The 25,232-nt window shown below is 69.4% G+C and carries 27 protein-coding genes; 16 read left to right on the top strand and 11 right to left on the bottom strand.

Annotation, left to right across the window (positions count from 1 at the left end):
* Nucleotides 1–9: 9 nt before the first annotated feature.
* On the bottom strand, nucleotides 10–813 hold the full coding sequence (gene map / locus HZ992_RS11645; RefSeq protein ID WP_209386792.1) for a type I methionyl aminopeptidase: 804 nt from the start codon (nucleotides 811–813) through the stop codon (nucleotides 10–12).
* Between the two features lie 93 nt (nucleotides 814–906).
* Here map and purL point away from each other — a divergent pair, with 93 nt between their 5' ends.
* The 6 genes from purL (at nucleotide 907) to HZ992_RS11615 (ending at nucleotide 7,555) form a co-directional block, all read left to right on the top strand.
* Nucleotides 907–4,905 carry a phosphoribosylformylglycinamidine synthase gene (gene purL / locus HZ992_RS11640; RefSeq protein WP_209386791.1) on the top strand — a complete coding sequence of 1,333 codons (3,999 nt, stop codon included), beginning with the start codon at nucleotides 907–909 and terminating at the stop codon, nucleotides 4,903–4,905.
* Nucleotides 4,906–5,014: 109 nt separating this feature from the next.
* Nucleotides 5,015–5,731 (top strand): protein kinase family protein, encoded by a 717-nt coding sequence (locus HZ992_RS11635; protein ID WP_209386790.1) that lies wholly within the window; start codon nucleotides 5,015–5,017, stop codon nucleotides 5,729–5,731.
* A complete protein-coding gene (locus HZ992_RS11630) occupies nucleotides 5,695–6,024 on the top strand; it encodes a hypothetical protein (protein WP_209386789.1) in 330 nt (109 codons plus the stop codon). Before HZ992_RS11635 ends, HZ992_RS11630 begins: the two co-directional genes overlap by 37 nt.
* Before the next feature lie 16 nt (nucleotides 6,025–6,040).
* Nucleotides 6,041–6,283, top strand: coding sequence for a hypothetical protein (locus tag HZ992_RS11625; RefSeq protein WP_209386788.1), 243 nt, complete (start codon nucleotides 6,041–6,043; stop codon nucleotides 6,281–6,283).
* 14 nt (nucleotides 6,284–6,297) lie between these two features.
* The gene (locus HZ992_RS11620) at nucleotides 6,298–6,723 is read left to right on the top strand and encodes a hypothetical protein (RefSeq protein ID WP_209386787.1); all 426 of its coding nucleotides are present in this window, start codon (nucleotides 6,298–6,300) and stop codon (nucleotides 6,721–6,723) included.
* 13 nt (nucleotides 6,724–6,736) lie between these two features.
* Complete coding sequence (locus tag HZ992_RS11615) at nucleotides 6,737–7,555, top strand: metal-dependent hydrolase (RefSeq protein ID WP_209386786.1); 819 nt, start codon at nucleotides 6,737–6,739, stop codon at nucleotides 7,553–7,555.
* On the opposite strand, the gene ftsH is transcribed toward HZ992_RS11615, so the two are convergent.
* From ftsH to HZ992_RS11600, 3 genes are all read right to left on the bottom strand, one after another.
* Nucleotides 7,534–9,372, bottom strand: coding sequence for an ATP-dependent zinc metalloprotease FtsH (ftsH, locus tag HZ992_RS11610; protein ID WP_209386785.1), 1,839 nt, complete (start codon nucleotides 9,370–9,372; stop codon nucleotides 7,534–7,536). The genes HZ992_RS11615 and ftsH overlap by 22 nt on opposite strands.
* Before the next feature lie 78 nt (nucleotides 9,373–9,450).
* Nucleotides 9,451–10,251 carry a helix-turn-helix domain-containing protein gene (locus tag HZ992_RS11605; protein WP_209386784.1) on the bottom strand — a complete coding sequence of 267 codons (801 nt, stop codon included), beginning with the start codon at nucleotides 10,249–10,251 and terminating at the stop codon, nucleotides 9,451–9,453.
* Nucleotides 10,252–10,268: 17 nt separating this feature from the next.
* The gene (locus HZ992_RS11600) at nucleotides 10,269–10,862 is read right to left on the bottom strand and encodes an NAD(P)H-dependent oxidoreductase (RefSeq protein WP_209386783.1); all 594 of its coding nucleotides are present in this window, start codon (nucleotides 10,860–10,862) and stop codon (nucleotides 10,269–10,271) included.
* Nucleotides 10,863–11,122: 260 nt separating this feature from the next.
* Between HZ992_RS11600 and HZ992_RS11595 the strand changes: the two genes are divergently transcribed.
* Together HZ992_RS11595 and HZ992_RS11590 are read left to right on the top strand one after the other, a co-directional pair.
* Complete coding sequence (locus tag HZ992_RS11595) at nucleotides 11,123–11,770, top strand: iron-containing redox enzyme family protein (RefSeq protein ID WP_209386782.1); 648 nt, start codon at nucleotides 11,123–11,125, stop codon at nucleotides 11,768–11,770.
* Nucleotides 11,767–12,750 carry a crotonase/enoyl-CoA hydratase family protein gene (locus tag HZ992_RS11590; protein ID WP_209386781.1) on the top strand — a complete coding sequence of 328 codons (984 nt, stop codon included), beginning with the start codon at nucleotides 11,767–11,769 and terminating at the stop codon, nucleotides 12,748–12,750. The genes HZ992_RS11595 and HZ992_RS11590 overlap by 4 nt, the downstream gene beginning before the upstream one ends.
* Before the next feature lie 9 nt (nucleotides 12,751–12,759).
* Here HZ992_RS11590 and HZ992_RS11585 read toward each other — a convergent pair whose 3' ends face one another.
* Nucleotides 12,760–14,583: an ATP-binding protein gene (locus HZ992_RS11585; RefSeq protein ID WP_209386780.1), complete on the bottom strand. Its 1,824-nt coding sequence runs from the start codon at nucleotides 14,581–14,583 to the stop codon at nucleotides 12,760–12,762.
* A 38-nt stretch (nucleotides 14,584–14,621) separates the two neighbouring features.
* Here HZ992_RS11585 and HZ992_RS11580 point away from each other — a divergent pair, with 38 nt between their 5' ends.
* Entirely contained in the window at nucleotides 14,622–15,377 is a 756-nt protein-coding gene (locus HZ992_RS11580) for an acetyltransferase domain-containing protein (RefSeq protein WP_209386779.1), read from the top strand.
* 78 nt (nucleotides 15,378–15,455) lie between these two features.
* Nucleotides 15,456–16,691: a glycerophosphodiester phosphodiesterase gene (locus HZ992_RS11575; protein ID WP_245213439.1), complete on the top strand. Its 1,236-nt coding sequence runs from the start codon at nucleotides 15,456–15,458 to the stop codon at nucleotides 16,689–16,691.
* 7 nt (nucleotides 16,692–16,698) lie between these two features.
* Here HZ992_RS11575 and thrH read toward each other — a convergent pair whose 3' ends face one another.
* Nucleotides 16,699–17,316, bottom strand: coding sequence for a bifunctional phosphoserine phosphatase/homoserine phosphotransferase ThrH (thrH, locus tag HZ992_RS11570; RefSeq protein WP_209386778.1), 618 nt, complete (start codon nucleotides 17,314–17,316; stop codon nucleotides 16,699–16,701).
* A 75-nt stretch (nucleotides 17,317–17,391) separates the two neighbouring features.
* Here thrH and rlmB point away from each other — a divergent pair, with 75 nt between their 5' ends.
* The 4 genes from rlmB (at nucleotide 17,392) to HZ992_RS11550 (ending at nucleotide 20,130) form a co-directional block, all read left to right on the top strand.
* Entirely contained in the window at nucleotides 17,392–18,132 is a 741-nt protein-coding gene (gene rlmB / locus HZ992_RS11565; protein WP_209386777.1) for a 23S rRNA (guanosine(2251)-2'-O)-methyltransferase RlmB, read from the top strand.
* On the top strand, nucleotides 18,125–18,868 hold the full coding sequence (locus HZ992_RS11560; protein ID WP_209386776.1) for an SIR2 family NAD-dependent protein deacylase: 744 nt from the start codon (nucleotides 18,125–18,127) through the stop codon (nucleotides 18,866–18,868). Before rlmB ends, HZ992_RS11560 begins: the two co-directional genes overlap by 8 nt.
* A gap of 49 nt (nucleotides 18,869–18,917) precedes the next feature.
* Nucleotides 18,918–19,544, top strand: coding sequence for a uracil phosphoribosyltransferase (upp, locus tag HZ992_RS11555; RefSeq protein WP_209386775.1), 627 nt, complete (start codon nucleotides 18,918–18,920; stop codon nucleotides 19,542–19,544).
* 97 nt (nucleotides 19,545–19,641) lie between these two features.
* Complete coding sequence (locus HZ992_RS11550; protein WP_209386774.1) at nucleotides 19,642–20,130, top strand: hypothetical protein; 489 nt, start codon at nucleotides 19,642–19,644, stop codon at nucleotides 20,128–20,130.
* A gap of 9 nt (nucleotides 20,131–20,139) precedes the next feature.
* On the opposite strand, the gene HZ992_RS11545 is transcribed toward HZ992_RS11550, so the two are convergent.
* From HZ992_RS11545 to HZ992_RS11530, 4 genes are read right to left on the bottom strand one after another with little or no spacing between them, the layout of a single operon-like run.
* The gene (locus HZ992_RS11545; RefSeq protein ID WP_209386773.1) at nucleotides 20,140–20,688 is read right to left on the bottom strand and encodes a chromate transporter; all 549 of its coding nucleotides are present in this window, start codon (nucleotides 20,686–20,688) and stop codon (nucleotides 20,140–20,142) included.
* Nucleotides 20,685–21,248, bottom strand: a complete 564-nt coding sequence (locus HZ992_RS11540; protein WP_209386772.1) for a chromate transporter — start codon at nucleotides 21,246–21,248, stop codon at nucleotides 20,685–20,687. Before HZ992_RS11540 ends, HZ992_RS11545 begins: the two co-directional genes overlap by 4 nt.
* Nucleotides 21,245–22,480, bottom strand: a complete 1,236-nt coding sequence (locus tag HZ992_RS11535; RefSeq protein WP_209386771.1) for an MFS transporter — start codon at nucleotides 22,478–22,480, stop codon at nucleotides 21,245–21,247. Before HZ992_RS11535 ends, HZ992_RS11540 begins: the two co-directional genes overlap by 4 nt.
* On the bottom strand, nucleotides 22,477–23,484 hold the full coding sequence (locus tag HZ992_RS11530; protein ID WP_209386770.1) for a D-2-hydroxyacid dehydrogenase family protein: 1,008 nt from the start codon (nucleotides 23,482–23,484) through the stop codon (nucleotides 22,477–22,479). Before HZ992_RS11530 ends, HZ992_RS11535 begins: the two co-directional genes overlap by 4 nt.
* A 102-nt stretch (nucleotides 23,485–23,586) precedes the next feature.
* Between HZ992_RS11530 and HZ992_RS11525 the strand changes: the two genes are divergently transcribed.
* Nucleotides 23,587–24,096 carry a DUF1993 domain-containing protein gene (locus HZ992_RS11525; protein ID WP_209386769.1) on the top strand — a complete coding sequence of 170 codons (510 nt, stop codon included), beginning with the start codon at nucleotides 23,587–23,589 and terminating at the stop codon, nucleotides 24,094–24,096.
* On the top strand, nucleotides 24,093–24,731 hold the full coding sequence (locus tag HZ992_RS11520) for a LysE family translocator (protein ID WP_209386768.1): 639 nt from the start codon (nucleotides 24,093–24,095) through the stop codon (nucleotides 24,729–24,731). Before HZ992_RS11525 ends, HZ992_RS11520 begins: the two co-directional genes overlap by 4 nt.
* 10 nt (nucleotides 24,732–24,741) lie before the next feature.
* On the opposite strand, the gene HZ992_RS11515 is transcribed toward HZ992_RS11520, so the two are convergent.
* Complete coding sequence (locus tag HZ992_RS11515; protein ID WP_209386767.1) at nucleotides 24,742–25,188, bottom strand: hypothetical protein; 447 nt, start codon at nucleotides 25,186–25,188, stop codon at nucleotides 24,742–24,744.
* Nucleotides 25,189–25,232 lie beyond the last annotated feature (44 nt).

Here is a 25,232-nt window from a genome sequence, read left to right as displayed (position 1 = left end):
GCTCGCCGCTCAGGCGGTGACGAAATCCGGCGTCGGCGGGCTGCCGGCCGACAGCGTCAGCACCTCGAAGCCGGTGTCGGTGACGAGCACGGTGTGCTCCCACTGTGCCGACAGCGAGCGGTCTTTCGTGACGATGGTCCAGCCGTCGCCCATCTCGCGGATGTCGCGCTTGCCGGCGTTGATCATCGGCTCGATCGTGAAGATCATGCCGGGCACCAGCTCTTCCAGCGTGCCGGGGCGGCCGTAGTGCAGCACCTGCGGCTCCTCGTGGAACTTGCGGCCGATGCCGTGGCCGCAGAACTCGCGCACGATGGAGAAGCCGTTGGCCTCGGCGAAGGTCTGGATGGTGTGGCCGATGTCGCCCAGGCGCGCACCGGGGCGCACCTTGGCGATGCCCTTCCACATGGCGTCATAGGTCATCTGGCACAGGCGCCTGGCGGCGATCGAGCCTTCGCCGACCACGAACATGCGGCTGGTGTCGCCGTGCCAGCCGTCCTTGATGACGGTGACGTCGATGTTGACGATGTCGCCGTTCTTCAGCGGCCGATCGTTCGGGATGCCGTGGCAGACCTGGTGGTTGATCGAGGTGCAGATCGACTTGGGGTAGGGCGTGTAGCCCGGCGGAGCGTAGTTCAGCGGCGCCGGCACGGCACCTGCACCTGCAACGATGTGGTCGTGGGCGAGCTTGTCCAGCGCTTCGGTGGAGACGCCGGGCTTCACGTGCGGCGTGAGCATGTCCAGCACTTCGGAGGCGAGGCGCCCCGCGACCCGCATGCCCTCGACATCGGCTGCGGTCTTGATCGTGATCGTCATGGGGCGGGATTATCTCATCGGCCACGTAAAATCTCGGGTTTCCACCGGGGCGCCCCTGCCCCGAGGCCGGCCTTCCCCTCCCGAGACCGACGCGTGAGCACCAGCCCCAAGCACCTGACCCACTTCGAGGGCGGCAATGCGCTGTCCGCCTTCCGCGCACAGGCGCTGCTGCCGCGCCTGCAGGCCGTGCAACCGCGCATCAGCGCCGTGCATGCCCGCCACGTGCACTGGGTGTGGAGCGACCACGCGCTGGCCGGCGGCGAGCGCGACAAGCTCGAGGCGCTGCTGCGCTACGGCGACCCGTACGCCGGAGCGGCCGACGGCGCGCTGCTCGTCGTGGCGCCGCGCCTGGGCACGGTGTCCCCCTGGGCCTCCAAGGCCACCGACATCGCGCACAACTGCGGCATGGCCGTGCGCCGCGTCGAGCGTGTCACCGAGTTCCGACTCACCCTCAAGGGCGGCCTGCTCGGTGGCGCCAAGGCGCTGACGGCCGACGAACTGCAGGCCTGCGCCGCGCTGCTGCACGACCGCATGACCGAGAGCGTGCTGCTCGCCCGCGCCGACACCGCCCACCTGTTCGACGAACAGCCCGGCAAGCCGATGGAACATGTCGACGTGCTCGGTCGCGGCAAGAGCGCGCTGGAGGCGGCCAACAAGGACTTCGGCCTGGCGCTGTCCGGCGACGAGATCGACTACCTGGTCGCGGCCTTCACCGGCCTGAAGCGCAACCCGACCGACGTCGAGCTGATGATGTTCGCGCAGGCCAACAGCGAGCACTGCCGGCACAAGATCTTCAACGCGCAGTTCACCATCGACGGCGTGGCGCAGGACAAGTCGATGTTCGGCATGATCCGCCACACGCACCAGCTGGCGCCGCAGTACACGGTGATCGCCTACAGCGACAACGCCAGCGTGATGCAGGGCCACGAGATCGAGCGCTGGATGCCGCAGGGCTACACCAACGCGCCGGTGTACGCAGCGCGGCGCGAGACGGCGCATGTGCTGATGAAGGTGGAGACGCACAACCATCCGACCGCCATCTCGCCCTTCCCCGGTGCCTCCACCGGTGCCGGTGGCGAGATCCGCGACGAAGGTGCGACCGGCCGGGGTTCGAAACCCAAGGCCGGCCTGACCGGCTTCACGGTGTCCAACCTGCATCTGCCCGGCACCAGCGAGCCCTGGGAGCGGCAGCCCTACGGCAAGCCCGCGCACATCGCCAGCGCGCTGCAGATCATGATCGACGGGCCGCTGGGCGGCGCAGCCTTCAACAACGAGTTCGGCCGGCCCAACCTGCTGGGCTACTTCCGCGTCTACGAGCAGACGGTGGGCGCGGGTGTCGAGGCGATGCGCCGCGGCTACCACAAGCCGATCATGATCGCCGGCGGCCTGGGCACGATCTCGTCCACGCAGACGAGCAAGATCGCCTTCCCTGCCGGCACGCTGCTCGTGCAGCTCGGCGGCCCGGGCATGCGCATCGGCATGGGCGGCGGCGCGGCGAGTTCGATGGCCGCCGGTGCCAATGCCGCCGCACTCGACTTCGACTCGGTGCAGCGTGGCAACCCGGAGATCCAGCGCCGCGCGCAGGAGGTCATCAATCACTGCTGGGCGCTGGGTGAGAGCAACCCGATCCTGGCCATCCACGACGTCGGCGCGGGCGGCATCAGCAATGCCTTCCCCGAGCTGGTCGATGGCGCGGGCAAGGGCGCGCGCTTCGACCTGTCCAAGGTGCCACTGGAAGAGACCGGCCTGGCACCCAAGGAGATCTGGTGCAACGAGAGCCAGGAGCGCTACGTGATGGCGGTGCGCGCCGACGCGCTGCCGCTGTTCCAGGCGATGTGCGATCGCGAGCGCTGCCCGTTCGCGATCGTCGGCACGGCCACCGACGCCAAGCAGCTGGTGCTCGAGGAGCCGGGCAATGACGACAAGCCGATCGACATGCCCATGGAAGTGCTGCTCGGCAAGCCGCCTCGCATGCACCGCGATGTGAAGCGCGTCCCGCGCACGCTGCCTGCGCTGCAGCTCGACGACGTGGCGCTCGACCAGGTGGCCTTCGATGTGCTGCGCCACCCGACGGTGGCCAGCAAGCGCTTCCTCATCACCATCGGCGACCGCACTGTCGGCGGCCTGAACCACCGCGACCAGATGATCGGCCCCTGGCAGGTACCGGTCGCCGACTGCGCGGTCACGCTGGCCGACTACGCCGGTTTCGCGGGCGAGGCAATGAGCATGGGCGAGCGCACGCCACTGGCCGCGCTGGACGCGCCGGCTTCCGGCCGCATGGCGGTGAGCGAGGCCATCACCAACCTGCTCGCGGCTCCTTTCGAACTGGAGCGCGTCAAGCTCAGCTGCAACTGGATGGCCGCCTGCGGCGAGTCCGGCGAAGACGCGGCGCTGTACGAGACCGTCAAGGCGGTGGGCATGGAACTGTGCCCGGCCTTGGGCATCAGCGTGCCGGTGGGCAAGGATTCGCTGTCGATGCGCACCCGCTGGAGCGACGCGGGCGCGGCGAAGCAGGTCACCGCGCCGGTGAGCCTGATCGTCACCGCCTTCGCGTCCATCGCCGACGTGCGGCCGACGCTCACGCCGCAATTGCAGCCGGGCGATACCACGCTGGTGCTGGTCGACCTTGGTCAGGGACGCAATCGCCTGGGCGGCTCGATGCTCGCCCAGGTGCTGAACCAGTTCGGCAACGAGGTGCCCGACCTCGACGACCCGGCGCAGCTCAAGGCGCTCGTCGCCGCGGTGAACCAGCTGCGCGGTGAGGGCCGCCTGCTCGCGTACCACGACCGCAGCGACGGCGGCCTGTGGGCCACGGTGTGCGAAATGGCCTTCGCGGGCCACGTCGGCGTGAGCCTGAACGTCGACCTGCTCGTCACCGAAGGCGACGGCATCGCCGACAGCCGCGCCGAATACGGAGACTCGAAGAACTGGGCCACGCAGGTCAGCGTGCGCCGCCACGAGCTGACGCTCAAGGCGCTGTTCAACGAGGAGCTCGGCGTCGTGCTGCAAGTACCCACCGCCGTGCGCAACGAGGTGATGCAGACGCTGCGTGCGCACGGTCTGAGCAAGCACAGCCACTTCGTCGGCAAGACCCACGATCGCGGCGTGGTCGAGGTCTGGCGAGACACCAAGCTGGTGTTCGGCGCGTCGCTGCGCGAGCTGCACCAGGCCTGGGACGAAGTCAGCGGGCGCATCGCCGCGTTGCGCGACAACCCGGCCTGCGCCGAAGCCGAACACACCGAGGCCGGCCGTACCGACGACCCCGGCCTGCACCTGCACCTGACGTTCGACCCGGCCGAAGACGTCGCCGCCCCGTTCATCACCAAGACGAAGCCGAAGCTCGCCATCCTGCGCGAGCAGGGCGTCAACTCGCATGTCGAGATGAGCTACGCGATGGCGAAGGCCGGCTTCGAGACTTTCGACGTGCACATGAGCGACCTGCAGTCCGGCCGGGCGCGGCTGGACATGTTCCAGGGCTTCGTCGCCTGCGGTGGCTTCAGCTACGGCGACACGCTGGGCGCCGGCGAGGGCTGGGCCCGCTCGGTGATGTTCAACCCGGTGCTGGCCGAGCAGTTCGCCGCCTTCTTCAACCGCAGCGACACCTTCGCGCTGGGCGTGTGCAACGGCTGCCAGATGATGGCCGCGCTCGCACCCATCATCCCCGGCGCGCAGGCCTGGCCGAAGTTCACGCGCAATCGCAGCGAGCAGTTCGAGGCGCGGCTGTCGCTGGTCGAGGTGCTGCCGAGCCCGTCGATCTTCTTCCCCGGTATGGAAGGCAGCCGCATCCCGATCGCGGTGGCGCACGGCGAAGGCTTCGCCGATTTCTCCCAGCGCGGCGATCCGAAGGCGGTACAGCGCGCGATGCGCTTCGTCGACCACACCGGCGCGGCCACGGAGGACTATCCGGCCAACCCGAACGGCAGCCCGGGCGGCCTGACCTCGGTGACCACGCCCGACGGCCGCTTCACCGTGCTGATGCCGCACCCGGAGCGCGTCTTCCGCAACGTGCAGATGAGCTGGACCGCGGGCGACAAGAGCGCGGACAGCCCCTGGATGCGCATGTTCCGCAACGCGCGGCGCTGGGTGGGCTGATCTGGAAGCGCGGCGCCAGCAGGAGCAGCTCGCCTTCCTGGCCGCCGGCGCAGAACTGGAAGTCGGTTCGCCCAGCGACTGCCCGCTGCCGGTCGAGCAGCTCGGAGCCATGCGCGGCGACGAGCCCTGGGTGCGCGAAGCCTTCGAGGGCGGGCTCACGGCGCGCGTCTTCCGCATCCACGCCGCAGGTCGCGACTGGACGCTGAAGCAGGCCCGTGCGCAGGCCGGCGTTCACAACGTCGACGGGCAGACCTCCTTCCTCAACGAGATCCAGCGTCGCGCCGATCTCTCCCGGCTGAAGGCGGAACAGGGCGGGGCGCAACGCTTCGCCGCCATCGTCGACACGCAGTACGCCTCGCTGCGGCGCGGCATCCTGCTGTCACCCTGGATCGAGGGCACGATCGCGACGGTCTGGGACGAACGTTCGCTCGGGCAGCTGTTCGAGCAGCTCGTCGAGCTCTACCTCGCCGGCCTGTTCGAGTGGGATCTGTGCCCCGGCAACATCCTCGACGACGGTCGTCGTGTGATGCTGTTCGACTTCGGCTACATGTACCGCTTCGACCCGCTGGCGCAGTTCAACAGCGCCGGCGATGGCACGAGCGAGCCGATGTTCCACCCGGTCGAGCGTTTCGAGTCGCGCAACTTCTGCGCGTGGCTGCTCGCGAAGGAGCAGAGCGAGGGCCCTGCCGCCGCGGCTTTTGTCTCGAGAAGTCGGTGGCGCTGCCAGCCTACGAACGGCTGCGCGCCGCCCTGGCCGCGCGCAGGGCGCTGCCGGCGACGCTGCTGCGTTTGGACGACATCACGTGGCGCTGGCGCGAAGCCCTGAACGGCGACGCCGCGGCGCTGTACCTGGCCGAGAACTGGCGCTCGCACGTGCTCGACCTCGAGGACGATCTGCATGGCCAGTCGTGCACGCCGATGACGCTGCGCCGCGCCGACTGGCTCCTGGCCGCGCTGAAGGATCATTTCGACGCGTTGGCCGCGGGCGATGCGTTCTTCTGGGCCGACCGCGGCCGCACGCGGAGCGAGCTGGAATCCAGCTACCGCGGCAAACGCACACAGGCCGAGTGCTTTCAGTCAATCCGTCCCGGCACGGGCAGTGCTAGTCTGCCGGCCTGACGACGAGGCATCCGCCATGCACAGCACCCCGGCCCGCTACTTGATTCTCATCGACGCCTCGGGCGCGATGACGGCGCGCCTTTTCGACGCAGAGCGACGGCCGCTGGGCGAGTTCGACGCCTCGTCGGAGGAGGTCGCGGTCATGACCCAGGGCCTCGTGGCTGCCGGCGGCGCCGATACGTCACTGTGGGACCAGGCCTTGGCCGGCCACAATGCCACCGAGCGCCGTGAGGCCGAGATCTTCACCCTCGATATCTGAGAAGGGAATCGACCATGGCCGAGACCACCACCCCCACCTGGGACCCGACCAGCTGGCTCAAGCAGTGGAGTGCTGCCATGCAGCTGGCGCCGAACACCTTGGTGCAACCCATCCTGCCCGGCTGGACGCTGAACGTGAACGCCTTCAACAGCAGCGCGCCGCAGACCGAGGCCGAGGTGGTCGGCAAGCACAGCTACGGCCGCCAGCTCGGCCGCATCAGCGAGGCGCTGGCGATCCTGGTCGACGCGCGCGACCCGAAGAGCACCGACGAACGTTTCGACGACTTCCGCACCATGAACGCCGAGATTGCGGAGATCAAGGCCGGCAACGCCACCGCGCGCATCAACCGCCTGCTTGCCGATCTCGACCTGCTCAAGGTGCTGCGCCCCGAAGAGCATGCGCGCCTGAAGGACGAACTGAAGAAGCGCCTGCCGCGTTGACCCGACCCGAACCATGACCGACCTGACCATCCGCCGCCTGCTGATTGACCTCGACGCGCCGATCGCGCGCCACTGGAACGGCGGCGACGCCTTCCGCACGGCCTGGTTCAACGCGCTGTCGATGAGTTTCCCGGTCGGCGAGCAGTTCTTCATCGACGCGGTGAAGCTGGGCATGAAGTCGCTGCCCGAGGCGCAGCGCGAAGCGATGGCCGCCGAGGTGCAGGGCTTCATCGGCCAGGAGGCGACGCACCGCCGGCTGCACGCGCTCTTCAACGCGCATCTCGAGAAGCAGGGCCACCAGAACCGCTGGGCCGAGCGGGCCGCACGGCGGCTCAAGCGCCTGGAAGGCGTGGACCCTCGCGCCTGGGTGGCGGCCACTGCGGCCACCGAGCACATCACGGCGATCTTCGCCGAGTGGACGCTGCGCCACCCCGACTGCCTGGCTGGCGCCGAGCCGCGGCTGCAGACGCTGTGGATGTGGCACGCCTCCGAGGAATCCGAGCACCGCAGCACCGCTTTCGACCTGTATTGCACGCTCGGCGGCAGCGAGCTGTGGCGCGGCCGCTTCATGCGCATCGTCACCGCGCATTTCCTGCTCGACGTGTTCCGCCAGACGCTGCGCAACCTGTGGCACGACGGCGAGCTGTTCAAGGCACGCACCTGGCGCAGCGGCTGGCAGCTGCTGTTCGCGCCCGAAGGGCTGCTGCGCGAGATCTACCGGCCGTGGAAGGCCTACTTCAAGCCCGACTTCCACCCGCGCCAGCAGGACGCCGCGCTGTCGCAGCGCTGGCTCAGCGAGCACACGCAGGACTACGCCATCGTCGGCCGCTGATCGGTCTCGCGCAGGCCGGCGGTCAACGCCTTGAGTGCGGATTCGTCGAGTGTCTCGCGCTCCAGCAGCGCCTGCGCGCCGCGCTCGAGCACGGCACGGTGCATCGTCAGCAGGCGGGTCGCGCTCTCGAACCCCGCCGCCACGAGCGCGGCCACCGCGGCATCGACGCGGCGCAACGTGTCTTCTGACAGCGTGCGCGCATTGCCGTTCCAGCCCAGGGGGAACTCCGGCGCGGGGCTGCGTGGTGCGTCGTAGGCCACGTGGCCCAGCCCGGCGTCCATGCCGTAGCGCGTGACCATCTCGCGGGCGATGTCGGTGGCCTTGGCGATGTCGTCGGCGGCGCCGGTGGAGAGCTCTCCGAGCACCAGCATCTCGGCCGCGCGGCCGCCCAGCAGCACGGCGATCTTGCGTTCCAGCTCGGCGCGCGTCATCAGGTAGCGGTCTTCGGTGGGCCGCTGGATCGTGTAGCCGAGCGCGCCGATGCCGCGCGGGATGATCGACACCTTGTGCACCGGGTCGCTGCCCGGCTGCGACAGCGCCACCAGCGCATGGCCCATCTCGTGGAAGGCGACGGCGCGCCGCTCGCTCGCATTGAGCACGCGGCTTCGCCGCTCCAGGCCGGCGACGATGCGCTCCACCGCCGTGGTGAAATCTGCGAGCGTCACCTCGTCGGCATGGCGCCGCGTGGCCGCGAGGGCCGCCTCGTTGACCAGGTTGGCGAGGTCGGCGCCGCTGAAGCCGGCGGTGATGCCGGCCACCTCGTCGAGCTTCACGCCAAGGGCGAGCTTCACCTTGCGCACGTGCACTTGCAGGATGTCGGCGCGGCCCTTCTTGTCGGGCCGGTCGACCAGCACCTGGCGGTCGAAGCGGCCGGCGCGCAGCAGCGCGGTGTCGAGGATCTCCGGCCGGTTGGTGGCGGCCAGGATGATCAGCCCCGACGAGGTGTCGAAGCCGTCCATCTCGACGAGCAGCTGGTTCAGCGTCTGCTCTTTCTCGTCGTGCCCGCCGAGGCCAGGGAAGGCGCCGCGCGCGCGGCCGAGCGCGTCGAGTTCGTCGATGAAGATGATCGCCGGCGCCTGCAGCCGCGCCTGCTCGAACAGGTCGCGCACGCGCGCTGCGCCGACGCCGACGAACATCTCGACGAACTCGCTGCCGGAAATCGAGAAGAAGGGCACGCCGGCCTCGCCGGCCACGGCCTTGGCCAGCAGCGTCTTGCCGGTGCCCGGCGGGCCGACCAGCAGCACGCCCTTGGGGATGTGTGCGCCCAGGCGACCGTACTCCTTCGGGTGCTTCAGGAAGTCGACCACCTCCTTGAGTTCGTCCTTGGCCTCGTCGACGCCGGCCACGTCAGCGAAGTCCACGCCGGTGTCGGTCTCCACATAGACCTTCGCGCGGCTCTTGCCGATGGCCATGAAGCCGCCCATGCCTTGCTTGTCGGCCAGGCGGCGGATGACGAAGTACCACAGCGCGAAGAAGACCAGCGCCGGCACGATCCACGACAGCAGGTCGCGCAGCAGCGGGCTCTCGACGACCCGCGTGTAGGGCACGCCGTATTTCTCGAGCCGCGCGGCGAGGTCGGGCTCCACCCGCGTGGCCACCATCAGCGACTTGCCGGCCTCGGGCGACTTGAGCCGGCCGCTGAGGCTGCGGTCGGTCACCGTCACTTCGGCGATGCGGCCCTCGGCGAGCGCCTGCTCGAACACGCTGTAGGGCACCACCTCGATCACCGACGCGCCCTGCCAGTAGCTCTGCGCGAGCATCAGCAGCGACAGCGCGATGATCCAGTAGCCGACGTGCCAACCCTGCCGCTTGTCCATTCACTCCCTCGGTCCGGTCGGTCCGTGCCCGCCGTGCGCCGATGGTGACACCGGGCCGCGGTGGCCGCTTGACGTGGCTCAGGCCGTGGCGTGCTGCGCGTACAGGCTGCGCAGGGCGGTCGCGGTGGCTTCGTCGGCGGGGAAGAAGGTCTCCAGCGCCAGCTCCGACAAGGTCACATCGACCGGCGTGCCGAACACGGTGGTGGTGCCGATCAGCGAGAGCACGCCGGCCGGGCTCTCGATCTGCAGGGGTACGACCATCGCCGCGTCGGCCAGCGCCGAAACCCGGGTCGGCGCCGGATACCGCTGCAAGGACTCGAGCAAGGCCTCGAGCTGTGGATCGGCGCAGGCGGCGATCTGCTGGCGCAGCCGTGCGAAGGCATGCTCGCGCCACTGCGCGAGGTTCAGGATGCGCGGCGCCAGGCCCTCGGGGTGCAGGCTGAGGTGCATCACGTTGACCGGCGGCACCAGCAGTTCGGCGCTCACGCCGGCCAGCAGCGGCGGCACGGCGCGGTTGTACGACACGAGGTTCCAGTGCCGGTCGACCGCCAGCGCCGGGTAGGGCTCGTGGCCGCGCAGCACCAGGTCGACCGCCTCTCGCGCGGCGTTCAGGGCCGGGTCGTCCAGGCGCCGCTCGCCGTACATCGGCGCGAAGCCCGCGGCGGTGAGCAGCCGGTTGCGCTCGCGCAGGGGCACCTCCAGGCGTGCGGCCAGGCGCATCACCATCTCGCGGCTGGGCTGCGCACGCCCGGTTTCGACGCAGCTGAGATGGCGTGTGGACACCTCGGCGTCGAGGGCCAGTTCGAGCTGGCTGAGGCGGCGCCGCTGGCGCCACTCGCGCAGCAGCGATCCGATCGTCGGGGAAAGGCTGGCGCTCATGGCGCCACGATAGCGCGCTACGCAGCCGTGCGCCCGAGCCGTGCCATCGTCGCCAGCCACTTGGCCCGGCCGGCTTCGTCCAGCGTGTCGACCTGCCCGATCAGGGTCTCGTGCACGGGCGAGATGCCCACGAAGCCGAGGATGTTTCGTTCGAGGCTCTTCACGCTGTGGGCCCGGAAGTAGAAGCGGTACACCAGCGCCGGCATGCCCATCGTGACGACCACGCGTGCCGAGCGGCCCGCCAGCCCCTTCTGGCCGAAGGGGCTGCCCGCCTCGCGGCGAAACGCGAATCCCGGCCTCGCCACCTGCTCGAGAAACCCTTTCAGCAAGGCCGGCATGTCGCCCATCCAGAGCGGGAAGAACAGCAGCAGGTGCTGCGCCCAGGCGATGTCGTCCTGCGCCTTCTGCAGGGCCAGGGGCAGGGCGCCGTGTTCCCATTCCTTCTGGCTGCGCAGCAGGGGGAAATCCAGCTGGGCCGGCGTGGCGGTGCGCACCTGGTGGCCCGCCGCGGTGGCCGCTCCGGCGTAGGCATGCGCCAAGGCATGACCCAGATGATCTTCGGTGACGTCCGGATGCCCCTGGATGATGAGGATTCGACGGTTCTCGGCCATGTTGTAGCTCCTGGGCAGCGCCCTTGCTCACATGGTCACGCCAAGCCCCGATTGGCCGTTTGCGATTCTTCAAGCGCCGCACACACTGACACCTTCCAACCCATCGCCCCGGCTCGCGCACCTGTCAACCTTGACATTGGTGCCGCAACGAAAGCGCCGCCACAATCCGGCCAAAGCGTTGCAGGGTGATGGGTCGCGCAGCGGTTCGCGCGATCACGGGCCGCCTTGCGACAGCCAAAAACTGTCGTTGGAGAAAATCGATGTCGATGTTTTTTGCGGACCTGGTGGTCCGCACCGATGAGGCACGCCGTGCCTTCGAGACACATCCGGTGTTGCTGGATGCGGTGGCCCAGGGCCTGCCGCTGGAGCGCTACCGCACGTTGCTGCTCGAGCTCTACCACGTGGTGTGGCACTTCAACCCGGTGAGCGCGGCGGCGGCCAGCCGCCTGGATGACAGCCACAAGCAGGTGCGCTACTTCCTCTACGAGCACATGCACGAGGAATCGGGCCACGAGGAGTGGGTACGCAACGACCTCGATGCGGTGGGCGTGCCGGCGGCCACCACGCAGGCCTACGCGCCCTCGGCCTTCACGCGTGCGCTGGTGGGCTACAACTACTGGGCCGCCGATCGCCTCAACCCCTGCTCGGTGCTGGGCATGCTCTATACGCTGGAGGTGATCGCCTCGGTGTACGGCGGCCCGTTCGCCTCGGCGATCAAGGAGTCGCTGCTGCTCGAGGGCGAGCGGGGTGTGTCGTTCATCAACTCGCACGCCACGATGGATGCCGAGCACATGGCCGACCTGCGCAAGATCCTCAACACCCTCGAGGATGAACCGGCATGCGACGCGGTCGTCGACGCTGCGCTGCTGAACTTCCACCACTTCACGCGCATCATTGAACAGGTATGACGACGACTCCGGTTCTCGCTCCCGCCGGCCTGCCCCGGCTGCTCTCCCGCCCCTACAAGTACCTGCGTCTCGAATGGACTTCTGAACTCGGCATGCTGCGCGTGCGCACCTGCGTCAAGCCGATCCAGTGCTACAGCCTCGCCGGCCTGACCGAGATGCAACGCGTGCTCGACGACATCGCCGAAAGTCCGGGCGTGGTACGCCACCTCGTGCTGAGTTCCGACGTGACCGGCGTGTTCAACTTCGGTGGCGACCTCGCGTTGTTCGTGCTGCTGGTGCGCGCGCAAGACGTCGACTCGCTGAAGATGTACGGCCGCCGCTGCGTCGACCTGGTCTGGTGGCTCGAGCATGCGGCGCAGCGCGGTGTGCACACCACCGTGCTGGTGCAGGGCGACACGCTCGGCGGCGGGCTGGAGTCGGTGCTGCCCTTCCACAAGGTGATCTTCGAGCGCAGCGCGCAGGCCGGCTTCCCCGAAGTGCTGTTCAACCTGTTCCCTGGCATGGGCGCCTGGCCGCTGACGATCCGCAAGGCCGGCTTCTCGGTGGCCAAGGACATGATCCTCAGCGGCCGGCTCTACACCGCCGAACAGCTCGCGCGGCGCAGCCTGGTCGACGCGGTGATCGACGACGGCATGGGCGAGGCGGCCATCCTCGAGGTGGTGCGTACCGTCGACCCGCGGCTGCGCGGCACGCTGGCGGCACTGAACGCGCAGCGCGTGGCTGCACCGATCACCTACGAGTCGCTGCTCGAGGTGGTGGAGCTGTGGGCCGAGACGGCCCTGACGCTGACCACGCGCGACCTGCGCTTGATGGAGCGGCTGGCGCGCGCCCAGGTGCGCAAGGCCGGCGGCGCGGACGACGGCGCGGTCGAAGAGCTCAAGCGAATCGAGCTCGACACGGCCTGGGGCGAGCTGCGCAGCGGCAACACCGGCTGGGACGAGGAGCGCGGCACGGGCCTGACGGCCTGGGGCGCGCTGTGAGCCTGCGGCTCACAGCCAGGTGGAGATGATCTCGCGCAGTTGATCGCGCGTGTAAGGCTTGGCCAGGTGGGCGTCCATGCCCACCTCGAGTGCGTGGGCCGCGTCTTCCTCGTAGGCATTGGCCGTCAGCGCGACGATCGGCGTGCGCGGCAGGCGTTGCGTCAGCTCGCGGGCGCGGATGTGCTGGGTGGCGGTGTAGCCGTCCATCACCGGCATCTGGCAGTCCATCAGCACCAGGTCGACGGAGCGGCGCGAGAGCACGTCCAGGGCCTCGACGCCGTCTTGCGCCTCGATGCAATCGAGCCCCAGCGATTCGAGCATCTCCTCGGCGATGATGCGATTCACCGGGTTGTCCTCGACCACCAGCACGGTGCCCGCCAGCCGGGAGGGCAAGGGGTCCAGCGGTGTCATCGACGAGTCGAGGACGTCGCCGGAGGGTGGGTTGGGATCGAGGTCGAAACCCAGCGTGAAGTGGAACGACGAACCGCGCCCGGGCTGGCTCTCGATCTCGATGTGCCCGCCCATCGCCTCGACGATCTTCTGGCTGATCGCCAGGCCCAGGCCGGTGCCGCCTGCGCGGCGGCTGCGCGATCCGTCGACCTGGTGGAAGGGCTGGAACAATTCGTTCTGTGCGTCGCGCGGCACGCCGATGCCGCTGTCGATCACTTCGAAGCGCACTTGCGCGCGGTCCGTCGAGACACGGCCGGAGCTCAGGCGCAGCGACACGCCGCCGCGCTCGGTGAACTTGATCGCGTTGCCCACCAGGTTGAGCAGCACCTGCTTGAGCCGCTGCGCGTCGCCCAGCACGTGGTTGGACACCATCGGCTCGAGATCGAGCACCAGCGCCAGGCCCTTGGCCTCGGCATTGGCGCGGAACAGCGCGATCACCGACGCGGCGGTGGAATGGAGCGACAGCGGCGAGCGGCCGAGGTTGAGCTTGCCGGCCTCGATCTTGGAATGGTCGAGCACGTCGTTGAGGATCGTCATCAGCGACTCGCCCGAAGACGCCGCCGTCTTGACGAGCCGGCGCTGCTGCGGGTCGAGCTTGGAGCCGCGCAGCAACTCGAGCGCACCGAGCACGCCGTTCATCGGCGTGCGGATTTCGTGGCTCATGGTGGCGAGGAACTGCGACTTCGCCATGTTGGCGGCGTCGGCCGCCTCCTTGGCGCGCTGCAGCGAGGCATTGGCGGCCTCGGTCAGCGCCTTGGCCCGCTGCAGCGAAGCGTTGGCAGCGTCGACTTCGAGTCCATGGCGCACCGCGCGGGTGGTGGCCAGCGTGAACTCGCGCGCGGCCCGGTACATCGTCAGGCCATAGATCACCGACAGCACGGCCAGCGGCACCGAGCGCACCTGCTCGACCAGCAGGCACACCGCGATCACCGCGCCGATCTGCGGCACCGCGAGCAGCAGGAACGAATGGCCGACGAGGGACATGAAGTACGCGGCGACGGCGGTGGAGCCGCAGGCCATCACCATGAACGCCGTGGCCTCGCTGCCGGACTGGTGGGCATAGATGCCGATCACCGCGGCCATCCAGAACGCTCCCGCCATCGCGGCATTGCCCTGCAGCGACTGGCTCGCGTGGCGAAGGCCGTGTTCGTCGAGCCGGGAGGTGTCGGCATACCGACGCGCCAGCCACCACCGCCACGCCGTGCCGAGGTAGCCGATCGCGCCGGCGATGATGGCTTCGTCGACCTTCTGTGCGCGCCAGCCCAGCCAGACGATGAAGCCGACCACGATCGCCTGCGCCCACACGCTGCGGCCGGCGTTGTGCAAGGCGAGTTCGAGCAACTCGCGCCGGACTTCTTCCTCGGTGGTCCTGGTCAGGGTCATGGAGCGGCGAGCATAACCGGCGGTACGTGCGGGTGAGCATGCGCTATCGTTGGAAAGTCAACACTCCCCAGGTCACAGTGCCCCAAGGCGAACGTTTCGATCGGCTCGACGCCCTGCGCGGCGTGGCCATCGTCTGGATGGCGTGCTTCCATGCCGCCTATGACCTGAATCATTTCGGCTTCATCCGGACCAACTTCTACAGCGACCCGGTGTGGACGGTGCAGCGCATCTGCATCGTCAGCCTGTTCCTCTTCTGCGCCGGCCTCGGCCAATCGGTGGCGCTCGAGCAGGGCCAGTCGTGGCAGCGGTTCTGGCGGCGCTGGGCGCAAGTCGCGGGCTGCGCTGTGCTGGTGAGCATCGGTTCGTGGATCATGTTCCCGCGCAGCTGGATCTACTTCGGCGTGCTGCACGGCATCGCGCTGATGCTGATCCTCGCGCGGCTCGCGGCGCCCCTGGGTCGCTGGCTGTGGCCGCTGGGTCTTGCAGCTGTGCTGTTGCCCCATTTCGTGCAGCACCCGTTCTTCGATGCGCGCGCCACCAACTGGGTCGGGCTGATCACGCGCAAGCCGGTGACAGAGGACTATGCGCCCCTTCTGCCGTGGCTCGGGGTGATGCTGTGGGGGCTGGCGGCCGGGCAGTGGCTGCTCGCGCATCGGCGCGGCTGGCTGGCGGGTGCAGCGCTGCGGCCGATGCAGCCGCTGGCCGGGCTGGGCCGCTGGAGCCTGAGCTTCTACATGATTCACCAGCCGGTGCTGATCGGCGCGATGATGGCAGTGGTGGCCTTGAAGCGCTGACGGGCCTTGTCAAGGCGCTGTCACGGGGGCTGCCTAGAGTCCGGGATTCACCGGGCCACACCCCACAGGAGACGAACCATGAAGATCACCCACCGGCTGCGTGCCGGCATGCTGGCTTGTGCGCTGGCGGCTTCGGCCGGTCTGGCGTTCGGCCACGACGACCGCAACGACGGCGCGCAGCGTGGCCCGCTGGTCATCGGCCACCGCGGCGGCGGCAGCGGCTACCTGCCCGAGCACACACTCGAGGCCTACGCGCTGGGCATCGAGCTCGGTGCCGACTACGTGGAGCCCGACCTCGTGGCCACCAAGGACGGCCACCTGATCGCGCGCCACGAGCCCAACCTGATCAACACCACCAACGTGAAGGACCTGCCGCAGTTCGCCGCGCGCAAGCGCACGGTCATGCTCGACGGCGTGCCCGAAACCGGCTTCTTCGCCTCCGACTTCACGCTCGCCGAGATCAAGCAGCTGCGTGCGGTGCAACCGCTGCCCGAACGCGGCACGGCCTTCGACGGGCAGTTCCAGATCCCGACGCTCGCCGAGGTGATCGAGTTCGTGAAGCGCAAGTCGGCCGAGAAGGACCGGCGCATCGGCATCTATCCCGAAACCAAGCACCCGACCTACCACCAGTCGATCGGTTTGCCGCTGGAAGACCGGCTGCTGCGCGTGCTCACGCGCGCCGGCTGGAACCACCGCGGCGCACCGGTGTTCATCCAGTCGTTCGAGACGGCGAACCTGCGCTACCTGCGCACGCGCACCGAACTGCCGCTGATCCAGCTGGTCGATGCCGACGACATCAACCCGGATGGCTCGATCTCGCTCGTCAAGCCTTTCGACAAGCCCTACGACTGGGTGGTCAGCGGCCGCTCCGGCCTGTTCAGCGACCTGCTCACCCCCGCCGGCCTGGCCGAGGTGAAGAGCTACGCCGACGGCATCGGCCCGTGGAAGCCCTACATCCGCAGCTCGGCCTGCACCATCGTCGCCGGCGCCTGCAGCGACATCAACGGCGACGGCAAGGTCAACGACGCCGACCGCCACCTGCTGCCACCCACCGACCTGGTGCAGCGAGCGCATGCGCAGGGCTTGCTCGTTCACCCGTACACCTTCCGCAGCGAACAGCGCCGCCTCACGGCCGACTACGCCGGCAGCCCGGCGGCCGAGTACCTGATGTTCTACGAGCTGGGCGTGGACGGCCTGTTCAGCGACTTCGCCGACGATGCGGTGGCCGCGCGCGTGCAGTTCCTGCTCAAGACCGACCCGGACTACGGCCGCTGCCTCGTCAAGGGCCAGTGCGGTCCGCGCGGCCGCCGCTGACGGTTCTTCAGCCGCCGCGCAGCCGCGCGGCGGCGCCGTCGATCGCCGCCTTGAGCTCGGTGTAGTTGCGCGTCACCGGGAACTGCGGGAACTGCGCGACGATCGATTCCGGCGGGTGGATGAAGAAGCCGGCGTGCGCCGACATCAGCATGCCGGTGTCGTTGTACGAATCGCCCGCCGCGATGACCTGGAAGTTCAGCAGGCGCAGCGCGTTCACCGCATGGCGCTTCTGGTCCGCCATGCGCAGGACGTGGCGCGTCACGAAGCCCTGCGCATCGACCTCGAGCTTGTGGCACAGCAGCGTGGGCCAGCCGAGCTGGCGCATCAGCGGCTGCGCGAACTCGTAGAAGGTGTCCGACAGGATCAGCACCTGGTAGCGGCTGCGCAGGTCGTCGAGGAAGTCCTTCGCGCCGGCCATCGGGCCCATGCCGGCGATCACGTCCTGGATGTCGGCGAGCTTGAGCTTGTGCTTCGCCAGCAGGTCGATTCGAAAGCGCATCAGCTTGTCGTAGTCCGGCTCGTCGCGGGTGGTGCGCGCCAGCTCGGGAATGCCGCTGCGCTTGGAGAACTCGATCCAGATCTCGGGGACGAGCACGCCTTCGAGGTCGAGGCAGATCATTTGCATGGCGAAGGCGCGGCGCAGGCGGGCAGTGAAGGCGGCGGGCATCGTACCCGATGACCTCGGCGCTACCATCCGCGCATGAGCAAACAAGTCCTGTTCGGCTTCCATGCCGTGACCGTGCGGCTGAAGACGGCGCCGAAATCGGTGATCGAAGTGCATGTGGACACCACGCGGCGCGACCAGCGCATGCGCGCCTTCGTCGAGCGCGCCCGCGAGGCCGGTGCGAAGATCGTCGACAGCGACGACGACCGGCTGCACAAGCTCTGCGGCACGCACCGGCACCAGGGCGTGGTGGCGCGCGTCGAGGCGGTGGCGATGAGCCACTCGCTGGACGACACGCTGGATGCGGTCGAAGGCGACCCGCTGATCCTGGTGCTCGACGGCATCACCGACCCGCACAACCTGGGCGCCTGCCTGCGCGTGGCCGATGGCGCCGGCGCGCACGCGGTGGTGGCGCCGAAGGATCACGCGGTGGGCGTCAACGCCACCGTGGCCAAGGTGGCCAGCGGCGCGGCCGAGACAGTGCCTTACTTCATGGTCACCAACCTGGCGCGCACGCTGAACGAACTGAAGGAACGCAACATCCTCGTCGTCGGCACTTCCGACACGGCGGAGAAGTCGCTCTACGACATCGACCTGTCCGGCCCCGTGGCGCTGGTGCTCGGTGCCGAAGGCAGCGGCATACGACAGCTCACCGGCAAGACCTGCGACGTGCTGGTGCACCTGCCGATGAAGGGCGCGGTGGAGAGCCTGAACGTGTCGGTGGCCTCGGGCATCTGCCTGTACGAAGCGCTGCGCCAGCGGGAGCGCCGTGGCTGAGCTGGAGGAGCCGGTTCGCGCGCTGCGCGAGCGCATCGAGCGCGCCGGCCGCGTCTGCGTGCTCAGCGGCGCGGGCATGTCGGCCGAGAGCGGCATTGCCACATTCCGCGATGCGCTGACGGGGCTGTGGTCGCGCTTCGATCCGGCCCAGCTGGCCAGCGTCGAAGGCTTCCGTGCCGACCCGCCGATGGTGTGGGACTGGTATGCCGAACGGCGCGAGGGGGTGCGGGCGGCGCAGCCGAACGCCGGGCACCTGGCACTGGGCGAGTTCGCGCGGCGCCGGCCCGGCGTGCTGACAGTGGTGACGCAGAACGTCGACGACCTGCACCAGCGCGCCGGCAACCGCGACACGATCCGCCTGCACGGCGACATCCTGCGCGACCAGTGGCTGGACGGCTGTGGGCGCGGCCGCGTCTGCGACGTCGCTCAGGCCGAAGACGGCCGGCCGCCGCGCTGTGCCGAATGCGGCAATCAGGTGCGCCCCGGCGTGGTGTGGTTCGGCGAGATGCTGCCGCCCGGTGCGATGGAAGCCGCCGAGCACGCCGCCCGCACGAGCGAGGTGATGCTGGTGGTGGGGACCTCGGGCGCCGTCTGGCCGGCCGCCGGCCTGGCCACCAAGGCCCGGCGCAGCGGCGCCTTCGTCGCCATCGTCAACCCGCACACCAGCGAAATCGACGATGCGGCGCACGTCTTGCTGCAGGGCACAGCGGCGCAGCTGCTGCCGCGCCTGTTCTGAGCCGACGCGCTGGCTACACTGGCGCCACCCCCATCCGAACCGAGTCGCCATGCCCGTCATCGACGTCCGCCACCCGCTGGTCAAGCACAAGGTCGGCCTGCTGCGCGAGAACGACATCTCGACCAAGAAGTTCCGCGAGTTGACCAACGAGCTGGCACGGCTGCTGGCCTACGAGGCCACGGTGGACTTCCCGCTCGAGAAGGCGATGATCGACTGCTGGAGCGGCCCCACCGAGGTGGACCGCATCGCGGGCCGCAAGGTCACGGTGGTACCGATACTGCGCGCGGGCCTGGGCATGCTCGATGGCGTGCTCGACATGATCCCCAACGCGAAGGTCAGCGTGGTCGGCCTGTCGCGCAACCACGAGACGCTGCAGCCGGAGCACTACTTCGAGCGCTTCGTCGGCCACCTCGACGAGCGCACCGCGCTGATCGTCGACCCGATGCTCGCCACCGCCGGATCGATGATCGCCACCGTCGACCTGCTCAAGAGCCGCGGCTGCAAGGACGTGCGCGCGCTGGTGCTGGTGGCCGCGCCCGAAGGCGTGGCCGCTTTGGAGAAGGCACACCCCGACGTTCGCTGCTGGACGGCGGCGATCGACAGCCACCTCAACGAGCTCGGCTACATCATTCCGGGCCTCGGTGATGCCGGTGACAAGATCTTCGGCACCAAGTGACGTGTTGACTTTGGGCAACAGGTTCGGCTTGCGATTCTTTACATGATGGGCCGGATCGCGTATTGCGATTGACACAAGCGGCGGTTAGGGTTGAGGCATGCAAAACGAACGCATCCAACCCCAGGCTGCATCGCGCGGCGTGGTGGCCCGAATCCCCTTTCGGCTCTGGATGACCGGCAGTCTCGCGGTTGTGATGGCCTCGCTGTGCACCGGCCGCGGCGTGCTCGACGTCGAGCGCCTGGCCAGTTCGATGCGCGTGCTGCGCCACAGCCCCTTTGGCGTGAAGGAGACGGTGCAGCGCATCGAGGAGGCCGCGCGAGAGCGCGGCCACGAGGTCATCGCGCGAATCGGCCAGCAGGGGCAGGTGATCGTGCTGGCCTCGGCGATCGGCGGCACGCCGGTGCTGATGGCCTCGGCCGATTCACCGCCCGATGTGCCGCTGAGCGTGCAGGTGCGTCGAAGCGCCGACGGCGGAGCCGATGTGCTCGTCACGCAGTCGCTCGACTCCGGCTGGGACGGCATGCCCGAATCGGTGGCCGACGAACTGGCCCACCTGCCCGACCTGCTGGACCACGCACTCAGCTGATCGCCTCGCTCAGATCCCGCCGGCCGCGCCGACCACGGCACCCAGCGCCACCAGCCACATCGGGCTGAGCTTGAACCGCATCATCGCTACGATCGTCGCCGCGATCAGCGCCAGCGCGCCGACACGCTGATCAGTCACGCGCACGAAGGGCTCGGCGAGCACCCAGCCGGTGGCCAGCAGCAGCCCGAGCGTCAGTGGCGCCATGCCGGTGGTGAAGGCGCGCACGCCGCGGTGCTCGCGCCGCTGCGCCGCCCAGCGCGAGACCGCCAGCACGAGCAATGTCGACGGGGCCAGCGTGCCGGCCAGCGTGGCCAGCGCGCCGGCGGCACCGGCGACGTTCCAGCCGATCACCGCGACGAACAGCACGTTCGGCCCCGGCGCCGCCTGCGCGATCGCGATCGAGCTGGTGAACTGCGCGTCGCTGATCCATCCGTGCTCGACGACGACGTAGCGGTGCATGTCCGAGGCCGTCGTCATCGCACCGCCCACGGCCAGCAGGCTCAGCAGCATGAAGTGGCCGAGCAACGACAGCAGGTCAGCTGCCGACAAAGCGTTCATGCGCGCAGCCTCCGCCACGCGAATGCGCAGGCAAGCGGCCCGAGCCCCAGGATCACCCAGACCAGCGGCACGCGTGCGAGGGCGATTGCCGCAAAGGTGGCGGCCGCCACGAGCGCGCAGGCCGCAGGACCCATCCGGTTGCCGCGCAGCGTGCCGATGAGCTTGAGGGCGGTGACCAGCACCAGCCCGGCCGCCACGGCGCCCATGCCACGCAGCGCGCCGGCGACGGCCGGTACGCCGGCGAAGCGGTCGTAGACCAGGGTCAGCGCCATCACGATGGCCAGCGGCACCAGCAGCAGGCCGGCCAGTGCCGCCACCGCGCCGCGCGTGCCGAACCAGCGGTCGCCCAGCATCAGCGCGAGGTTGACCACGTTCGGCCCGGGCAGCACCTGGCTGGCCGAAAGCAGCTCGACGAACTGCTCGCGCGTCAGCCAGCGCTTGTTCTCGACGAGCTCGACCTGCGCCACCGCGAGCACGCCGCCGAAGCCCTGCAGCGCCAGCCGGTTGAAGCTGAAGAAGAGGTCGGCCGGCGATCGCGGGCCGGGCGAGGTGTCGTTCATTGCGGCCTGCGTGCGTGGGCACCGGCCCACAGGCTCAGCGCGATGGCGGCGAACATCCAGACCGAGCCCACCCAGTGCAGCTGGGTGTAGCCCGAGTGGCTCAGCAGCACGCCGCCGCTGGCCGCGCCGATCGCCTGGCCGAGGTAGATCGCCGAGGTGTTCAATGCCATCAGCGCCGGCGCCAGGGCCTGGGCGGCCAGGCCCAGGCGGGCCTGCTGAGCCGAGTTGGTCGCGAAGCAGCCCAGCGCCCACGGCACCAGCACCAGCGCCATGGTCGCGAAGCCGGTGGCCAGCGGCCAGGCTAGCAGCGACAGCGTGATCAGGCACAGCGTGAGGGCCACGCAGCGCGCGGCGCCGAAGCGGTCGATGTGGCGCGAGAGCAGCACATTGCCGAGCAGGCCGAAGGCACCGAACCAGGCGAACAGCAGGCTGATCTGCGCCGGCGTGGCGTTCAGCGTCTGGCGGTAGTAGGGCGCGAAGTAGGAAAACAGCGTGAACTGACCGGCGCTCTGCAGCGCGGTGACGGCGACGATGGCCATCAGCACCGGGTGCGTGAAGGCCTCGCGCCAGGCGGCCAGCGACAGCGCAGCCGGTTTCACTCCGTCGGGCATGGCCCGGTACACCCAGACCGCGGAGGCGGCGGCGAGCAGCGAGACCGCGCCGAAGGCGACGCGCCAGCCGAAGGTCTCGCCCAGCCACGACGCGATCGGCATGCCGGCCACCGAGGCGAGCGACCAACCGAGGAAGACGAAGGTGATGGCGCGGCCGCGGTGCTCCGGCGCGGTCATGTGGCCGATCGCCGCCGCCGCTTGCGGCGTGAACACGGCCGCGCCGAGCATGCACAGGGCGCGCACCGGCCACAGCGCCGCGTAGTCGGGCATCAGCGCCGACAGCGCGTGGCCGGCGGCGTACCAGGCCAGCGAGGCGGCGAGCAGCCGGCGCCGGTCGAAGCCGGCCACCCAGCCGGCGAGCAGCGGCGCGCACACGCCCATCACCACCGCGCCGATGGCGATCAGCTGCCCGGCCAGCGCCACCGAGACCTGCAGCGAGCGCGACAGGTCGTTCAGCGTGCCGGCCACGACCATCACGCCGCAGCCGATGACGAAGTTGCCGCTGAGCAGCGCCCAACGAGCCCCCCGCTCGTCGGGTACGCCGAGCGGCCCCCCGAGGGGGCGCGGGCCCGCTTGGGGCGGCCCGGCGCCGGGCCCGCCGCGGCCGGCCCCCACGCTCATCGGATCACGCGCAGCGCGTCCGGATTGACGATGTTCGTCGGCTTCTGGTGGATGAAATTGATGACGTTCTCGAACGCCGCCCGGAAGTAGAGCTCGTAGCTGTCGAGCTCGACATAGCCGATGTGCGGTGTGCACACCGCATTCTCGAGCCGCAGCAGCGGGTGGCCCTGGAGAATGGGCTCGCTCTCGAACACGTCGACGGCCGCCATGCCGGGGCGTCCACGGTTCAGCGCGCCCACCAGTGCGCCTTCCTCGATCAGTTCGGCGCGCGAGGTGTTGACCAGCAGCGCGGTGGGCTTCATCCGCGTCAGGGCTTCGTGCTTGACGATGCCGCGGGTGGCCTCGTGCAGGCGCAGGTGCAGCGTCAGCACGTCGCTGCTCTCGAAGAATTGCTCGCAGCTCTGCGCGGCGGCATGGCCGTCCGTCACGGCGCGCTCGCGCGAGCCTTCGCTGCCCCACACCTGCACCTTCATGCCGAAGGCGCGGCCGTAGCCGGCCACCAGCTGGCCGATCTTGCCGTAGCCCCAGATGCCCAGCGTGCGGCCCTTGAGCACCGTGCCGATGCCGAAGTTGGCCGGCATCGACGCGGCCTTCAGCCCCGACTGCTGCCAGGCACCGTGCTTGAGGTTGCCGATGTACTGCGGCAACCGACGCATCGCCGCCATGATCAGCGCCCAGGTGAGCTCGGCGGGTGCCGTCGGCGAGCCGGCGCCCTCGGCCACGGCGATGCCCAGTCGCGTGCAGGTGTCGATGTCGACGTGCGAGCCGACCCGCCCGGTCTGCGCGATCAGCTTGAGCTTGGGCAGCTTTTCGAGCAGCTGCCGCGGGAACTGCGTGCGCTCGCGGATCAGCACCAGCACCTCGGCGTCGCGCAGGCGGATCGACAACTGCCCGATGCCCTTGACGGTGTTGGTGAAGACCTTGGCGTTCAGCGGTTCCAGCATCGCCGCGCACTGTAGCTTGCGCACGGCATCCTGGTAGTCGTCGAGGATGATGATGTTCACGGGCGAGGGCAGGCAGCGGCGGGGTTCTCCCGTCGATTGTGCACGCCCGGCGCCGTCTCGCTAGGATCGGCGACTTCGTACAGACCCTTCCAGGAGACATCCATGACGATCTCGATGCATTCGGCCAGCGTGCCGGTGTTCACCCGCATGCTCGGCCACCTCGTGCAGTGGATGGACAAGGCCGAGGCACACGCCCAGGCGAAGAAATTCGACCCGTCCGTGTACATGGCGGCGCGGCTGGCGCCCGACATGCTGCCCTTCCTCAAGCAGATCCAGATCGCCTGCGACGCCGCCAAGTTCGGCGTGGCACGCCTGGGCGGCGTCGAGGCCCCCAAGTTCGACGACAACGAAGCCAGCCTGGCCGACCTGCGCGAGCGCATCCGCAAGACGCTGGAGTTCGTCCGCTCGGTGCCGGCTGACGCCATCGACGGCAGCGAGGCGAAGGACATCACCGTGCCGCGACGCGACGGCAACCTCACGATGAAGGGCGAGGCGTACCTGAAGAACTACGTGCTCCCCAACTTCTTCTTCCACCTGACCACCGCCTACGCGCTGCTGCGCCACAACGGCGTCGAGCTGGGCAAGGGCGACTATCTGGGCAGCCTGACTTGAGCCTGCCGGTCCACGACCTCGCGCTGTTCGTCGGCGCCGCGCTGCTGCTGAACCTGACGCCCGGCCCGGACATGCTGTTCGTCGCAGGCACCGCGGCCTCGCGCGGGCGGCGTGCCGGGCTGCTGGCGGCGCTCGGTGTGGGCGCGGGCTGCCTGTTCCACACGCTGCTCGCCGCCGTCGGCCTGTCGGCGCTGCTGGCCGCCTCGGATCTGGCCTTCGCCGCGGTCAAGTGGGCTGGCGCCGCCTACCTGGTGTGGACCGGGCTGACGATGCTGCGCGTGCGCCGCGAGACAGCCGGGCAGGCGCCCGAGCGCCTGTCGCGAAGCGGCAACCCGTTCTGGCAAGGCGCGTTGACGAATGCGCTGAACCCCAAGGTGGCGCTCTTCTTCCTGGCTTTCCTGCCGCAGTTCATCGATGCAGGCGCCCCAGGCCAGGCGGGGGCCCTGGTGGTGCTGGGCACGCTGTTCAACCTGGGCGGTACGGGGGTGAACCTGGTCGTTGCGCTGCTGGCCAGCCGAGCGGCAGCGAGCCTCGCGAAGCGCGACGACGCGGGACGCTTCGGCCCTTGGCTGCAGCGGGCCGCCGGGGCGATGTTCGTCGGTCTCGGGCTGAAGCTGGCGCTGAGTTCGCGCTAGCCGGCGTGGCTCAGGGCCACATGTCCTTGGCTGCCAGGCCGCCAAAACCGGAACGCGGCGCGCGCGTCGGGAAGTGGCGATTCAGCAGCGCCAGGCGCCGGTCGGCCTCCTGCTGGCTGCGCTCGAGCGCAACGAGCGCGAACACCTCGGCACGCAGGTGCCACAGGTCGCGCATCGTGCGGGCGAACTCGATGCGGTCGAGCAGCTTGGCCGCGGCGGGCAGGGTGAGGTCGACCACCGACTGGAAGAAGTCCTGACGGGCGGCCGCCAGCACCAGCGATCGGTCGACGCCGACATCCTCCTGAAGCGGCGTGCCGTTCCAGCCGGCCGACAGCCACGACCTGACACGCGACAACCAGGCCTGCGAGGAGAGGTTTCGTTGCGGTGGGCAGATCTCCAGCCGCGCGGGGCGCGTGCGGCTGGCGGGAGGGCGGCGTTCGTGCAGGCTGGTGATCATGGTGCCAAGCCGTGCGCAAGGGGGCGACGGCGTGGACTCCAGTG

Source organism: Rhizobacter sp. AJA081-3, assembly GCF_017795745.1.
Taxonomy (GTDB): Bacteria; Pseudomonadota; Gammaproteobacteria; order Burkholderiales; family Burkholderiaceae_C; genus Piscinibacter.
This window is presented reverse-complemented; position numbering and strand designations above follow the sequence as displayed.